The 13764-nt window shown below is 54.6% G+C and carries 12 protein-coding genes; 4 read left to right on the top strand and 8 right to left on the bottom strand.

Annotated elements, in window-relative coordinates:
- Genes KNP68_RS06160 through KNP68_RS06150 form a run of 3 tightly spaced genes read left to right on the top strand, consistent with a single transcriptional unit; the run spans position 1 to position 3810 of the window.
- The gene (locus KNP68_RS06160; RefSeq protein ID WP_125318023.1) at positions 1 to 1527 is read left to right on the top strand and encodes a phytoene desaturase family protein; all 1527 of its coding nucleotides are present in this window, start codon (positions 1 to 3) and stop codon (positions 1525 to 1527) included.
- On the top strand, positions 1524 to 3002 hold the full coding sequence (locus tag KNP68_RS06155; RefSeq protein WP_214799055.1) for a phytoene desaturase family protein: 1479 nt from the start codon (positions 1524 to 1526) through the stop codon (positions 3000 to 3002). Before KNP68_RS06160 ends, KNP68_RS06155 begins: the two co-directional genes overlap by 4 nt.
- Positions 2971 to 3810, top strand: coding sequence for a phytoene/squalene synthase family protein (locus KNP68_RS06150; RefSeq protein ID WP_214799053.1), 840 nt, complete (start codon positions 2971 to 2973; stop codon positions 3808 to 3810). Before KNP68_RS06155 ends, KNP68_RS06150 begins: the two co-directional genes overlap by 32 nt.
- Before the next feature lie 429 nt (positions 3811 to 4239).
- Here the strand turns inward: KNP68_RS06150 and KNP68_RS06145 are convergent, their stop codons facing one another.
- The 6 genes from KNP68_RS06145 to ybaK all read right to left on the bottom strand — a co-directional run bounded on the left by KNP68_RS06145 (position 4240) and on the right by ybaK (position 9472).
- A complete protein-coding gene (locus KNP68_RS06145) occupies positions 4240 to 5706 on the bottom strand; it encodes a phytoene desaturase family protein (protein ID WP_058763052.1) in 1467 nt (488 codons plus the stop codon).
- Between the two features lie 14 nt (positions 5707 to 5720).
- Complete coding sequence (locus KNP68_RS06140) at positions 5721 to 6788, bottom strand: glycosyltransferase family 2 protein (protein WP_029595952.1); 1068 nt, start codon at positions 6786 to 6788, stop codon at positions 5721 to 5723.
- Positions 6785 to 7483: a lysophospholipid acyltransferase family protein gene (locus tag KNP68_RS06135; protein ID WP_029595951.1), complete on the bottom strand. Its 699-nt coding sequence runs from the start codon at positions 7481 to 7483 to the stop codon at positions 6785 to 6787. The genes KNP68_RS06140 and KNP68_RS06135 overlap by 4 nt, the downstream gene beginning before the upstream one ends.
- Positions 7449 to 8201, bottom strand: a complete 753-nt coding sequence (locus KNP68_RS06130) for a carotenoid biosynthesis protein (RefSeq protein ID WP_214799051.1) — start codon at positions 8199 to 8201, stop codon at positions 7449 to 7451. Before KNP68_RS06130 ends, KNP68_RS06135 begins: the two co-directional genes overlap by 35 nt.
- A gap of 87 nt (positions 8202 to 8288) precedes the next feature.
- Complete coding sequence (gene pssA, locus KNP68_RS06125; RefSeq protein ID WP_131472269.1) at positions 8289 to 8987, bottom strand: CDP-diacylglycerol--serine O-phosphatidyltransferase; 699 nt, start codon at positions 8985 to 8987, stop codon at positions 8289 to 8291.
- A gap of 20 nt (positions 8988 to 9007) precedes the next feature.
- Positions 9008 to 9472: a Cys-tRNA(Pro) deacylase gene (gene ybaK / locus KNP68_RS06120; RefSeq protein ID WP_214799049.1), complete on the bottom strand. Its 465-nt coding sequence runs from the start codon at positions 9470 to 9472 to the stop codon at positions 9008 to 9010.
- 155 nt (positions 9473 to 9627) lie between these two features.
- Here ybaK and KNP68_RS06115 point away from each other — a divergent pair, with 155 nt between their 5' ends.
- On the top strand, positions 9628 to 10362 hold the full coding sequence (locus tag KNP68_RS06115; RefSeq protein WP_029595950.1) for an enoyl-CoA hydratase/isomerase family protein: 735 nt from the start codon (positions 9628 to 9630) through the stop codon (positions 10360 to 10362).
- Positions 10363 to 10410: 48 nt separating this feature from the next.
- Here the strand turns inward: KNP68_RS06115 and KNP68_RS06110 are convergent, their stop codons facing one another.
- Both KNP68_RS06110 and KNP68_RS06105 read right to left on the bottom strand, forming a co-directional pair.
- On the bottom strand, positions 10411 to 11769 hold the full coding sequence (locus KNP68_RS06110) for an MATE family efflux transporter (protein ID WP_021066671.1): 1359 nt from the start codon (positions 11767 to 11769) through the stop codon (positions 10411 to 10413).
- A 156-nt stretch (positions 11770 to 11925) separates the two neighbouring features.
- Entirely contained in the window at positions 11926 to 13710 is a 1785-nt protein-coding gene (locus tag KNP68_RS06105) for a glycoside hydrolase family 13 protein (RefSeq protein ID WP_214799047.1), read from the bottom strand.
- Between the last annotated feature and the right edge of the window lie 54 nt (positions 13711 to 13764).

Raw genomic sequence — 13764 nt, 5'->3', positions numbered from 1 at the left:
ATAAGAGACTATTCACATAGGGAGTTGTTCAACGTGTCGGAAAAAAGAGTCGCCGTGATCGGTGCCGGACCAGGAGGACTTGCGGCTGCGATGCTGCTCGCAAGCCGTGGTGTGAAGGTAACAGTATTTGAGAAGCAGGCGTTCGTCGGTGGACGAACGTCTCGTCTTCAAGTCGGAGAATTCGCGTTCGATCGTGGCCCGACTTTTTTAAATATGCCGTATATTTTAGAAGAGATTTTCGAAGAGACGGGTCGCGATTTACATGACTACGTCGAGATGAAACGCCTTGAACCGATGTACGACCTTTATTTCGATCGAGGGAACCGGGTACTGTCGATGACGACCGACCGTGATCAAATGCATCAGGCGATTGAAGAGCAATTCCCTGGGAACGGGGAAGGCTATGAACGTTTCATGGCCGAACAAGCCATCAAGCTGTCGAAGTTGATGCCGGTCCTGCAGACGGCGCATGACAAGCTGACGGATTACGTGGCTACACGCGTCTTGAAGGCGTTGCCGTTCTTGTCGATTGGTAAATCGTTATATGACGTGTTATCGGAATACTTCACGAGCGAGGAGCTGAAGTACGCCTTCACGTTCCAAGCCAAATATTTAGGGATGTCGGCTTGGGATTGCCCTGGCGGCTTCTCGATTTTGTCGTATATGGAGCATGCCTACGGCGTCCATCATCCGATTGGCGGCGTGAACCAACTATGTACAGCGATGGCGCGCGTCATCGAAGAAGAGGGCGGTGAGATTCGTCTCGGAGAAGGCGTTGACCGTCTCTTGCTCGATGGGAAGCGTGTCAACGGTCTCGTGGCGAACAACGTGCATTACGCGTTCGATGAAGTGATTGTCGGGGCCGATTTCGCCCATGCGATGACGACGCTCGTCCCGAGCGATGCGCTCACGCGTTGGAGTCCGAAACAACTGAAGAAGAAGCGCTACTCGTGTTCGACGTTCATGCTCTATCTCGGGCTCGATCGCGTCTATGACGACGTCGCCCATCACTCGATTCATTTCGCAGACGACTACGAGCGCAACGTGAAAGAGATGACGCAAGACTTGAAGCTGAGTGAAGACTTCTCCTTCTACGTGCAGAACGCGTCAAACATTGATCCGACGCTGGCACCAGCCGGTAAATCGTCACTCTACGTCCTCGTGCCGGTCCCGAATAATCTGTCGAACTTGCCTTGGGAGAAGCTCGAGGCGACGATGACGGAACGTGTCCTCGATGCGCTTGAGACGCGTTCACCGTATCGCGACATTCGTAACCATATCGAGGTCATGCAGCCGCTCACGCCGAACGACTGGGAAGCGTTCGGTGTATATGAAGGAGCCACGTTCAATCTCGGACACAACTTATCGCAGATGATGTATTTCCGTCCGCACAATCAGTTCGAGGAACTCGATCACGTCTGGCTCGTCGGAGGGGGCACTCATCCAGGCAGCGGACTGCCGACGATTTTTGAGTCGGCGCGGATCACGGCGAACCTATTGCGTGACCGGGCAGGTGTCGGCCAATGAACATCAGCTTCGTCGGTGCCGGAATCGGGTCGCTTTACGCGGCCTTGCTCCTGACCCATAAATATCCGTCGCTACACGTGACCATCTATGAGAAAGAATCCCGCGTCGGGGGGCGACTCAATTATGTCGAATTCGAGAACGGCGCCCGCGTCGATGAGGGGCCGACCATCGTCCTGTTACCCGGGAAACTGAAAAGTCAGCTTCAAGAAGCCGGGTTCCCGGAACGTGAGCTCGAACTGCTTGAAGTCGACCCGCTCTATCGCCTCCGTTATGAGGATGGGACGACGTTCTATAAATATCGCGATATCGAGCGCCAGGCGGCCGAAATCGACCGTCTTTTCAACGAGGGTGCCGGATTCAAAAAATATATGGCCCAAAAACGAGAAGAGTATCGCCTCGGCTTCGACGCGTTCTTGGACCGGGGCTATAAGAGCAAGACAGATTTGTTCGAGCCGAAGTTATTGATGCTCCTCATGCGCTTGAAGGCGTATGAGACGGCCCACGAGAACATGAAACGCTTCTTTAAGGACGAACGTCTTCGTGTCGCCTATAGTCTGCAAACGCTCTACATCGGCGGCAACCCGTATGACACGCCATCCCTCTATGGCTTGATTCCGTATCGGGAGCAAGAAGAGGGGATTTGGTACGTCAAAGGAGGATATTTCTCGCTGGCGACGAAAATAGAACAAGAGTTGAAGCGCCGGGGCGTCACGTTCAAGCTGAACGCGAACGTGGAACGCGTCCGCGTCGCCGAAGGTCGGGCGGATGCGGTCATCGTCGACGGAGTCGTCCATCCGTATGATGCGGTCGTCGTCAACGGCGACTTCCCGCTCATGGAACGCTTGATTGATGGCGTCAAGCCAAAGTCGTATGAACCGTCGAGTGGGACGCTCTTGTTGTATTTTACCGTGAACGGGGACATCGACTTGCCGGTCCACCAATTCGATTTGCCGACTGATTTCGCCGGGTCGATGCGGACCATCTTCGAAGATGGTAAACTGAGCAAGTATCCAGCGATGTATACGTTCAATCCGTCCCTCATCGATGACTCGCTCGCACCGATGGGCACGAGCGTGCTGTACGTACTCGTACCGGTGCCTCGTAAATTGGAACGGAAAGACTTCGAAGCGAGCGGTGCGATCGAGCATTTGATCGGCCGCATCGAACGGATGGTGCCCGATTTCATAGACCGTGTCTTGGAAATGAAAGTCCGGACGCCGATGGACGCGGAACGATTCGGCTTGTTCGAGGGCGGAAGCTTCGGCATCGCCCCGAAATTGGCCCAGTCGGCCGCGTTCAAACCGCAGGCCCGTCCGTATGCCCAGATCGACCGTCTCTATGCGGTCGGGGCATCGGTCCATCCGTGCGGAGGCGTTCCAATCGTCATGATCGGCTCGCAACTGTTAGTGAAAAGAATGGAAGAAGAAATGGGGGCATTGTACCATGACGACACAAGAAGCGTATCGTCAATGTGAAGACGTAATGAAAAAAGGCTCGCTCACGTTCTATCGGGCCTTTTCCCTGCTCTCTAAACCTGACCGCCAAGCCGTGGCTGCGGTCTATACGTTTTGTCGGACACTCGATGACGCGGTCGACGAATCTGATAGCCCCGAGGAAAGTTTGACGCATTTTTTGGCCGAGTTCGATCGTTTCTTGGCGGGCGAATCATTGCCGGATGCGCTCTGGGTGGCGCTCGAGGATGTCTGGAAGCGATACGACATGGACGTCGAACCGTTCTTCGAGTTGGCCGAAGGCATGAAATGGGACTTACATAAGACGCGTTATGCGACGCTCGAGGAGACGGAGCAGTATGGCTATTACGCGGCCAGTACCGTCGGCTTGATGCTGTTACCGATTCTCGCGCCGGACGCCGATGCGGGTGGACGCCAGCAATTGAAGCAAGGCGCCATCGATTTAGGAATTGCCATGCAGTTGACGAACATCTTGCGCGACGTCGGGGAAGACCTCGATCGGGACCGGATTTATGTGCCCCAATCGTTGCTCGCCGAGTTCGGTGTCGAGGAAGCCGATTTGTTTGCGCGGCAAGTGACTCCGGCGTTCATCGACGTCTGGGAGACAGTGGCCCGTCGCGCGGAAGCGTTATACAGCAGCGCTCGGGAGACGCATCACTTGTATCCTGTGACGAGCCGGAAGCCTGTCGCGGCGGCAGCGCTCCTCTATGAAGGGATTTTAGATGCGGCCCGGCAGAACGGGCATGACGTCTTCACGAAGCGGGCGTATGTCTCGACGATTCAAAAAGGCAAACTGTTGACCAGATTATAAGCAAGGGCGGTCGTCTTGAGACGGCTGCCTTTTTTGCGCACAAAAAAACCACTTTTGGCGGGGGACCAAAAGTGGTGTAAGCGTTATGTGATTCGTTCATCGGGGAAACGAACGAATCGGGCGTGATGAACCCTAAAGATGTGCCTCGTTTCATGGGGAATGAAACAATGGGGCATCTTCGCTGAAGCAGGATGCTTGATGGACTAAGGGGGAACATCAGATGCATGCTGTTCCAGCTGCGGGATACGAGTGGGGAAACTCGCTCATCACTTTTTTCTCGGGTGTGACAAGTTCAAAACGCGATAGGCTCGGGGAAGCCATTCGATCGCTACAGGTGTAACTAACGTTACAAAACTGCTTGAACTCGAATATGATATTATCACGTCTGTCCCGTGTCGACAAGTGTCGAATCCTCTGTTCACAAAATGTTCAAATTGTCAGAGGTATGTCCTCTAACATCGATCGGGCCGCGAATTGTCCTGAAAGCGTCACCATCGGGCTACCGCCACCAGGGTGGGTCGAACCGCCCGCAAACCAGATGTTTGAGACGTCTTCGGAACGGGCCGACGGACGGAAAAACGCTCCTTTTTTCGAGTTGGCCGACGTCCCGTAAAGCGCTCCGTAGTAGGCGTAAAAATCACGGGTCAAATCGAGTGGAGTGACGCGGCGATGGAACAAGACATCGCTGTCTTCCCAATCGACACCGAACGTGCGGAGCCGTCGACGAATCAAATGCTCATACGTCTCGGCATCGATATCGGTCATATGGGCCGGCGCATTGACGAGGATGAACAAGTTATCGCCGGCTTCTCCCATTGACGGGTCGGTATGGGCCGAGTTCGAGATATAGATCGTCGGCTCATCGGCATAGCGTTCCTCTTCAAACAAGGCCCGGAACTCGGCCTCGTAGTCGTCTGAGAAATAGACGTTGTGATGGGCGAGGTTCAATCGTTTGTTCAAGCCGATCATGATGACGAAAGCGGACACCGATGGCTCGATCGTGTCGCGTGTCGGTACCGGGAACGAGGGACGGTCCATCGCGTCGACGAGACGCGGATATTGCGTGAGCAGTTCCCCGTTCAGAAGGACGGCATCGCAAGACATGACCTCTTCGTGGTCGATGACGACCGCATGGGCCTTCCCGTTCGTCACTTCGATTTTCGTCACCTCATGGCCGAGCCGGAACTCGACGCCGAGCTCGCTCGCCCGTTTCGCGAAGCCTTTCGCGATCGTCCAGTTCCCGCCTTTGGCGAAATAGACGCCGTCATTCAGCTCGAGATGCGAGATGAGCGCGAACGTGCCTGGTGTGACGTAGGGGCTGCTGCCGATATACGTCGCATACCGGTCGAGCGCTTGGATGATGCGAGGGTCCTTGAAGTACTTTTTATGGAGCGCATGCAGGCTCTTGAGCGGATGCACTTTCATCATGTCGGCCCAAAGACCGGTATCGATTTTCGAGTCCATCCGCGTGAAGAAGCGGTGATTGGCAATCTCGAACAGTTTTTCCGCCTCGTCTAAGTAAGCGGCCAATTGATTTTTATCGGCTTTGTCGCCGGTCAGACGGCGCACCTCAGCTTCCATTTTTTCGCGGTCCGAATCGAATGTGAACGTCGAACCGTCGGAGAAGTGGTTGACCGTGTGCGACTCGAGTTTGACGAGCTCAAAATAGTCATCCGGGTTGGCGCCGCTGTTTCGGATGACGGAGCGGAACACGTCTGGCATCGTAATCGTATTCGGTCCGAAGTCGAAGCGGTGTCCATCGGTGATAATCGGCATGAGCTTCCCACCGACATGCTCGTTCTTTTCAATGACGGTCACGTCGTAACCGCGGGCGGCCAAGGTGACGGCGGCACTCAAGCCGCCGAGACCGGCCCCGATAATGGCGATATGTTTCATAGTATGCCTCCTAATTATTGATACGTCCGGCCTTTCCATGAAATCGGCTTCCGTCGCCATTTGCGCACGACCGCGCTCGACAAGAGGAGCAAGTAGGCGATGAGACTGAACGGGTGGAGCCAAAACTGGCGGCCACCCGATTTGACATCGATGGCGAGGCGCGCGAGCAAAACGAACGCGCATGCCAAGAATGAAATCCAGTCCATGCGGACGAGAAAGACGATGAAAGCAGACAGCTGGATGCCGTAGTAGAGAAAGAAATAAAGGGCGATGCCCACTGCTTCATTCATTCCCTTGAATACGTTCTTTGAAAACCCATTCCAGACTTCTTCATTCGTCGCATACATGTCACACGTGATATACGGCGAGACGTTGACGAGCGACGTGATCTTTTTCCGACGTTTGAACTCGCGGCAGAGATCGATGTCGTCAATCAATGAATCATGAATCGAGGCGTGCCCTCCGACATCCTCGTAGCTCGCCCGCTCGACGAGGACGTTCATCCCGTTGGCCGCGGCGAAGGCAGGATGACGGACTTTTCGCCAAAACAGGGGCAAATGCTGGGCGATTAAGACGTGCTGCATCGGAATCAACAGTTTGCCGAGCCAAGTCGGTGTCGGGAAACGGGGGAAGCCGGACAAGAAGACCGCTCCTTCGCGGGCGAGTGTGCCGTGAAGTCGACCGATGAACGTCGGGTCGATCGTCACGTCGGCATCGAGGAACAATACATACGGCTCGGTCGTCCGGGTCGCCAACTGATGGCATGCATGGACTTTACCGGCCCAGCCTTCCGGGAGCGGCACCCCACGGAAGATGGTGAAACGGGAATCACCCGCGATCGCTTGAACGAGCGCCTCATATGTACCGTCCTCGGACCGGTCCTCATACAAATAAACGTGACATTCATCCGTCAAGGCTGCCTTTAAACTTGTGACGAGTTTCGGCACGTTCCGCTCCTCGTTCCGAAGCGGGATGCAAATCGCGGTCGAAGGGACAGGGGCCGGAGCGGTGAGCGGCCGGAGGAATAGCAAGTTCACCAGCGTGAAGACGAGCATCAGGGACGTGATGACGAACAGAATCATGAGCGGCCTCTTCCGAGTTGGAGCACGTGCTCTGTCCAATCCGCCAAGCTGCGCTTCGGAGGGAACAGCTCGATATAGCGGTCGGATTGTGCGATCACGTCGTCGCGCGTATCGTCATATAGTCGCTCAAGTGCTTTGGCGAGCTCTTGTTTTTGGTCACGTCGCGTCTTAGAGACGACCGTATGGTTGCGGAACCGCACATAGACGAGCGGGGCGGCGTGGGACGCGAACGTATAATAGATGGCGCACAACCGGACTTCTGGATTGTGAATCAGCATCGTTGCACCGGAACCGATCTCGAGCGGGCGATGCTCCTGTGGATACTCACGTCCTTGCGGGAACACCCAGACGGACTTGCCAGCGAGTAACAGCCGATTAGCATAGTCGAGCGAGGCGCGCACGTCCGATAGTTTGCCTTTTTTGATGGAGAACGCACCTAAGTGGCGGAAGAACGGGAAGCGGCGCAGTCCATCCTCATCCATCAAGACGTGGACGTCGTGACGCAAATAATATTCGTTCAACATGAGCAGAATCATCCCGTCCCACCACGAGCTGTGTGTGCTCAAAAACAGTCCAGGTGTCGGCACGTCATCGGCCCGGACGTGAATCGTATGGAAAAACGGACGGATTTGACGCTCTTTGACGAACGTCGAGAACAGGTTATTGAACCATTTCTTTTTGCTCGCTTCGATCATGACGGCTCCTCCGTTCTATCAAGATGAGACCTGCGGCGGTCACGAGGCTGAGGACACCGATCCCGTAGAGACCGGCGTTGACGGCCGTGACTCCGAACAAGGCGTGAAGCATGACGAACAAATAACGGCCGTGCCCGAGCAACATCGGTTCCGCCTCGACTTCAAACCGGTCGAGTAACCAAGAGAAAATGAGCGACAGTCCGAACCAACCGACGAAGTTTTGCGTCGGGATATCATAATACAAACCGTCATTGGCCCATTCCCAATAGCCTTTCACGTTCGCGGCGACCGGATCGATTGCCATGTCGAGCCAAACAGCGAGGAATGGGACGAGCCAGAGCGTGCGGTTGTTGAACGAGAACAAGCGGGCGACGGCAAAGCTCGAGCCGATGACGGCGAGCCAGGCTGCACCGATTGTGACCGGTACACCGAACACGGTCGGACCGAACGCCTCGGCGTAGATATACTCGCTGAACGGGAACCCGGTTTTGACACCGAGCGTCTCGACAGCGATTGAGCCGAAGAAGATGAACGGGACAATCCAGCGGGCGTGGCGGACGCCGTCCGCGATCACCCAACCACCGATGGCCCCAGCGAGCCATAAGAATACCGGGTTTGCCCATTCGAGCCAACTCGGCAACAAATCAAAGCCAACGAGGACGACCCCGATGACATACCAAACTAAAAACCATTTCCAAATCCATGGATACACTTTCATTTCATCACCTCTATTACCATTCTAGAGAGGTTTGTGACATCCGTCTAATAAATGCATGCAAAAAAAGAGCCCCTCGAGAGGGACCCATCAATTCGCCATCCGTTTTCGTTTCTTGACGAACGAGAAGGCGATGAATAAGACGTAGAATGTGACGGCGATGAACCAGAACGACGGCCATTCTTTCCACCGGGCCAGAATCATGTACGTCAAGTAGATGAGACTGACTGTGATGATGAACGAATGGCGCGGGAGCGGCACATCTTTGAAACTCGGGATACGCACGCGGCTGACCATGAGCAGGGCGAGACCCGTGAAAAAGATTGGGGTGAGCAGTTCATTAATCTGGTCCCCGAACGTCGTCACGACGGCGAGCAATCCGCCGGCCGCAGTGATTGGGACACCTGAGAAGTAGCTGGCCGAGACGTTCGTCGCCGATAAGTTGAAGCGGGCCAAGCGGTAGGCGCCGAACAGCGGGAATAGGGCGGCGAAGAAAAGACCGTAGTTGCCGTAGTCGATAAAAAACGTGTAGTAGGCGAGTAATGCCGGGGCGACCCCGAACGTGACGACATCGGCGAGCGAGTCGAGTTCTTTCCCGAAATCACCGGCCACACCGAGCATACGGGCCAGCCGTCCATCGAGACTGTCGAGCATCATGGCGATGATAATCAATAACGTCGCGTTCGAATAGTCGCCACGCGCCGCATAAACGATGGCCAAGACGCCACAGAACAAGTTGCCGAACGTAAATGAGTTAGGAATCCACGAGCGGATTCGTTCTTTCCACATAGATATTGCCTCCATCTTTTTTATTGAGTGAACCAGCGGCCGTCCGTGAACCGGAGCAAATCGGCCGGTGTGAGTTCGAGTTGATAGCCGCGCTTTCCGGCCGAGATGATGATCGTGTCTTTTTGTTTGGCGCTGTCGTGAAGGAACACGGGGAAGCGCTTCTTCGCACCGATCGGCGAGACCCCACCGCGGATGTACCCGGTCAGCGCCTCGAGCTCTTTCACCGGTACGGACGAAGCCTTTTTGACACCCCAGGCCTTCGCGGCCGCTTTTAAGTCGATATCGAGCTCTCCTGAAATCAAAAAGAAGGCGAATCGGCGTTGCTCGTTCTCGAGACAAATCGTTTTATACAGTTGGTCGAGCGGTTTACCGAGTGATGCGGCGACATGCTTGGCCGAGACGTCGGACTCGTCCACTTCATATGTGTGATACGTGAACGGGACGTTCCGTTGTTTCAGTTGTCTTGCGGCGTTTGTCAGTTGCATCGGTCCCACCCTTTCGTTGAACGACTATTTTAAGAATAGCAAATAGTGGTAGCGTCGGGCAATCGAACTCGGAAAGTTTTCATGACAAGAAGGAAACAGAATCCATGATAGAGAAATGAATAGTGATTCATTTTATCATGAAGGGGGAAATTAGGATGGAAACGATTCAACTGGAACAGCGGAACGGGGTCGGCTGGCTGAAATGGGACCGGCCGGAAAAATTGAACGCATTAAATGAGACGTTGCTTCGCGAGGCGAGGGAAGCGATGGAGCAGCTCGTGGCGGATGAGGCCGTCCACGTCATCGTGCTCGTCGGGCAAGGACGTGCCTTCTCATCGGGACAGGACTTGACGATTGAGAGTGACGCCGACTATGGAGTGTATTTAGAAGAGGTGTATCATCCGCTCGTGCGGGCGCTTGCCGACTGTCCGAAACCAATCATTGCCGGCATTCATGGGGTCGTCGCGGGGGCGGGTCTCAGTCTGGCGCTCGCCGCGGACGTCCGGCTCGTCGCAAGGTCGACGAAGTTCAGTTCGGCGTTCATCAAAATCGGTCTCGTCGCCGACGCCGGGGGACCATACCATTTACGACGCTTGATGCGGCCAGATCTCGCGCTCGCTTGGATGTGGAGCGGCAGCACGATTGACGCCGAACAGGCCGAGACGTTCGGTCTCGTCACGGAGCTCGTCGAGGATGAGGCGTACTTGGAGCGGTTGACGACATACGCCGAGACGCTCGCAGCCAAGTCACCGACAGCGGTGCAAGGCATGAAGGCGTTGTTCCGAGCCGATTCGTTCGAGGACGGGCTCGAGCAAGAGATTATCTGGCAACGGAAATGTGGTCAGACGGACGTTCATCGCCAGGCGATGCAGGCATTCTTAAATCGATAATCGATAAAAAAAAAGAAGCGGTCACAGCGACCGCTTCTTTTTGATTGGTTATGAAGTTGGCTTCGGTTCGAACTGGAAGCCTTTTTGTTGCCACGTCCCGTATTTCCAGCGCCGGAAGGCGAAGAAACCGCGGAACCACTCGTCGAGTGAGAAGGCGAGCCAAATCCCGAGGACGCCGAGCCCCATCTGGAGACCGAACAAATAACTGAAGACGACGGCGACGCCCCACATCGAGGCGATTCCAATCATGACCGGGAAGCGAACGTCGCCGACCGACTTGAGCGAGCCCATCAAGACGATGTTCATGGCACGACCTGGCTCCAGGATGAGCGTCGCCCATAAAATCGGTACGCCGACGGCGATGATGTCCGGGTTCGACGTGAACAGGCCGAGCAACGACTTACCGAAGACGGCGAGTCCGAGTGAGGCCACGAGTGATGCAAACATGGCGAGCTTCAACGTCTTGACGGCGCGGGTATACGCCTCTTTAAACCGTTTCCCGCCGATGTCACGGGCAATCAACAGCTGCGTCCCTTGCGCGACGGCGACCGTGAACAAGAAGGCTAGCATCGACAGGTTCATGACGTAGACGCGGGCGGCGAGGGACGCCTCACCCATCGTGGCGATGAAACCGGTGATGATGATTTGTGAGAACTGATACGACAAGTTCTCTCCGGCCGATGGTACCCCGATTTGGAGCAAGGCACGGATATCATCGCGTTGCGGCTTAATCAATTCTTTGAGCGGGAAGCGGAGCATGAGTCGCTTCTTGACGATCCAGAACAAGAGTACCATCGCCGAGAAACGGGCGATGACGATGGCCCAGGCGACACCGGCGACACCTGTCACCGGGAGGCCGAACCAACCCATGACGGCAATCATGGCTCCGATGGCCGTGATGATATCGATGAGAAGCGTCGCGAGCATCGCATGTTTCGTCATCCCGTGACTCCGGAGGACGGAACTGAGCGCCATGATGAGCGCCTCGGTGAAGAGCGACAACCCGACGATTTGTAAAAACAAGAGACCGTGGTCGAACAGCTCATCCGATAGACCGAACAGGCGGAGGAACGTCTCACCGAACAAGAACACGACGGCGACCATGATCACGCCGAGCCACATGTTCAAGCTGACGGCAGAACGGGCGAAGTCGCGGCTCTTCTTCATCCGATTGGCGCCGATGGCTTGACCGATCAAGATGGTCGCGCCGACCGACGTCACGCTGAAGACGATTAAGAAGACGTTCAAAATTTGGTTGGCGACGCCGACTGCAGAAGCGGCGGCATCTGAGTAATGGGCCAACATGAGCGTGGCGATAATCCCGGTCCCCATATGGAGCGCGAGCTCGATGAAGATCGGCCACGATATTTTAAATAAACTGAGCTGTTCGGTGTTTTTGTTCGGCATGTGTATTCTCCCTTGTTTCTACAATTCTCTCTATGAAATATTTACGTTGTCAAAATCACAAGGGTCATGTTACTCCTTTTGATATGAAAAAGAAAGGGATTTAGCAAATTATTTTCAACAAAAAAAACACCCGCCGAAACGGGTGCAAAACCGAATTTATTTCATTTTCAAAATCGTGGCGCTGAACGGTGCGAGTTCGACTTCAAGTGAGTCTACATCGCGGTCGTGAAGCAAATCGTAAGCGCTTCCCGTATGCCAGAGTGGGTTCAGCTTCGATACCGTCTCTGAGTTATTGAAGTATATCAAATATGTCTCGTCTTTCGTGCAACGCTCAATGATGAGTGCGTTCGACTCGTTATCGACGAGGTTGAAGCGATACGACCCGGCGTTAGCAAGCACCGGGTGCTCTTTGCGAAGTCGAATCAATTTTTGGATATAGCGGAACAGCTCCCGGTCTTCCTGCGTCTCATCCCACGGCATGCAACGGCGGCAGCCTGGATCTTGTTCACCCTCGAGACCGATTTCATCACCGTAATAGATACATGGGCTACCTGTATACGTGAGCATTGACGTCATGAGCAACTTGAATTTCCCTTTATGACCTTTCGCTCGTGTAAGGGCACGCGGCGTGTCGTGCGAATCGATCAAGTTGAACGTCACTTCGTTCACGTTCGTCGTGTTCATCATCTCGACGCGCGTCAATTCATCCCGGAACTCGGAAGCGGACGTCCGGTCGAGTGCGAAATAGTTGAGGCTCGCGTTCGTGAACGGGTAGTTCATGACCGCATCGAACTGGTCGCCTTGAAGCCACGGCTGCGCGTCATGCCAAATCTCACCGAGGATGTACGCGTCTGGGTTCGCTTGTTTCACGGCTTTCCGGAAGTCGCGCCAGAACGCATGATCGACTTCGTTGGCGACGTCCAAACGCCAGCCGTCGATGCCGAACTCCTCGACCCAATAGCGCGCGACTTCTAATAGATAAGCTTTTAGCGCCGGGTGCTCCGTATTGATTTTCGGCATGTTCTTCTCGAACGCGAACGTATCGTAGTTCGGCTTCGGTGTCGTCTCGATCGGGAAGTCACGAAGGTAGAACCAGTCCCGGTACTCCGACTGCGGTCCGTTCTCGACGACGTCGAGGAACCACGGGTGGTTGTACCCGACGTGGTTGAAGACCGCGTCGAGCATGACTTTGATTCCGTTCTCGTGTAGAAGGTCGACGAGTTGTTTGAACTGTTCCTTCGTTCCGAACTGAGGATCGATTTCCATATAATCGAGCGTATCGTACTTATGGTTCGTCGTCGCCTTGAAGATTGGGCAGAAGTAAATACCGGTAATGCCGAGGTCGACGATATGGTCGATATGATCGATGATTCCTTGGAAGTCGCCGCCGAAGAAGTTTGTGACTGTCGGTTCGGTGCTGTTCCACGGGAGTGTGCCTTCCGGATCAAGTGACGAGTCGCCGTTCGCGAATCGGTCCGGGAAAATTTGATACCAGACCGTATCTTTCACCCACGACGGGGCATGGAAGATGTCGACCGGGTTGATGAATGGGACGCAGAAATAGTAGCCCGTGTCATCGAGCGGCTTATCTTCGAACCAACCTTTTTCCGTATAGACGGCCGTCTCATTGCCGTCATGGAGGCGGAAGCCGTAACGGAGCCGGCGGAATGGCGGCTTGATGGCGATGAACCAATAGTCGTATTGGTCGTCGTGTCCAATCTTTTCCATCGGTGTCTCGAACGTGCGCCAGAAGCTCGGCTTGTCCGGATCGAAGTTCCACATGGCCGGGTCTTCCGAATGCCAGTCATAGGGGTCATTCCAAATTAAGTCAACAGATTGGATATCATTTCTTTTCGTATGGAATCGAATATGTATCGTTTCTCGGTCGTACTTGTACACGAAAGGGGACATGGCGCGATGATAGATAGCTTCTTTGATCAAATGAAATCGTTCCTTTCTCTCTTAGGGTTGTTACCATTTTACACTGTCTGTTCA

This window comes from Exiguobacterium sp. s50, assembly GCF_018618175.1.
Lineage (GTDB): Bacteria > Bacillota > Bacilli > Exiguobacteriales > Exiguobacteriaceae > Exiguobacterium > Exiguobacterium chiriqhucha.
The sequence above is the reverse complement of the archived record's forward strand: the minus strand, read 5'-3'. Positions and strand labels throughout refer to the sequence as shown.

Bases quoted from the DNA above. Each gene is read 5' to 3' on its own strand.
- KNP68_RS06135 (WP_029595951.1), bottom strand. From the start codon at position 7,483: ATGATCGAAGCGAGCAAAAAGAAATGGTTCAATAACCTGTTCTCGACG.
- KNP68_RS06130 (WP_214799051.1), bottom strand. From the start codon at position 8,201: ATGAAAGTGTATCCATGGATTTGGAAATGGTTTTTAGTTTGGTATGTC.
- KNP68_RS06110 (WP_021066671.1), bottom strand. From the start codon at position 11,769: ATGCCGAACAAAAACACCGAACAGCTCAGTTTATTTAAAATATCGTGG.
- pssA (WP_131472269.1), bottom strand. From the start codon at position 8,987: ATGTGGAAAGAACGAATCCGCTCGTGGATTCCTAACTCATTTACGTTC.
- KNP68_RS06150 (WP_214799053.1), top strand. From the start codon at position 2,971: ATGACGACACAAGAAGCGTATCGTCAATGTGAAGACGTAATGAAAAAA.
- KNP68_RS06115 (WP_029595950.1), top strand. From the start codon at position 9,628: ATGGAAACGATTCAACTGGAACAGCGGAACGGGGTCGGCTGGCTGAAA.
- ybaK (WP_214799049.1), bottom strand. From the start codon at position 9,472: ATGCAACTGACAAACGCCGCAAGACAACTGAAACAACGGAACGTCCCG.
- KNP68_RS06140 (WP_029595952.1), bottom strand. From the start codon at position 6,788: ATGATTCTGTTCGTCATCACGTCCCTGATGCTCGTCTTCACGCTGGTG.
- KNP68_RS06155 (WP_214799055.1), top strand. From the start codon at position 1,524: ATGAACATCAGCTTCGTCGGTGCCGGAATCGGGTCGCTTTACGCGGCC.
- KNP68_RS06145 (WP_058763052.1), bottom strand. From the start codon at position 5,706: ATGAAACATATCGCCATTATCGGGGCCGGTCTCGGCGGCTTGAGTGCC.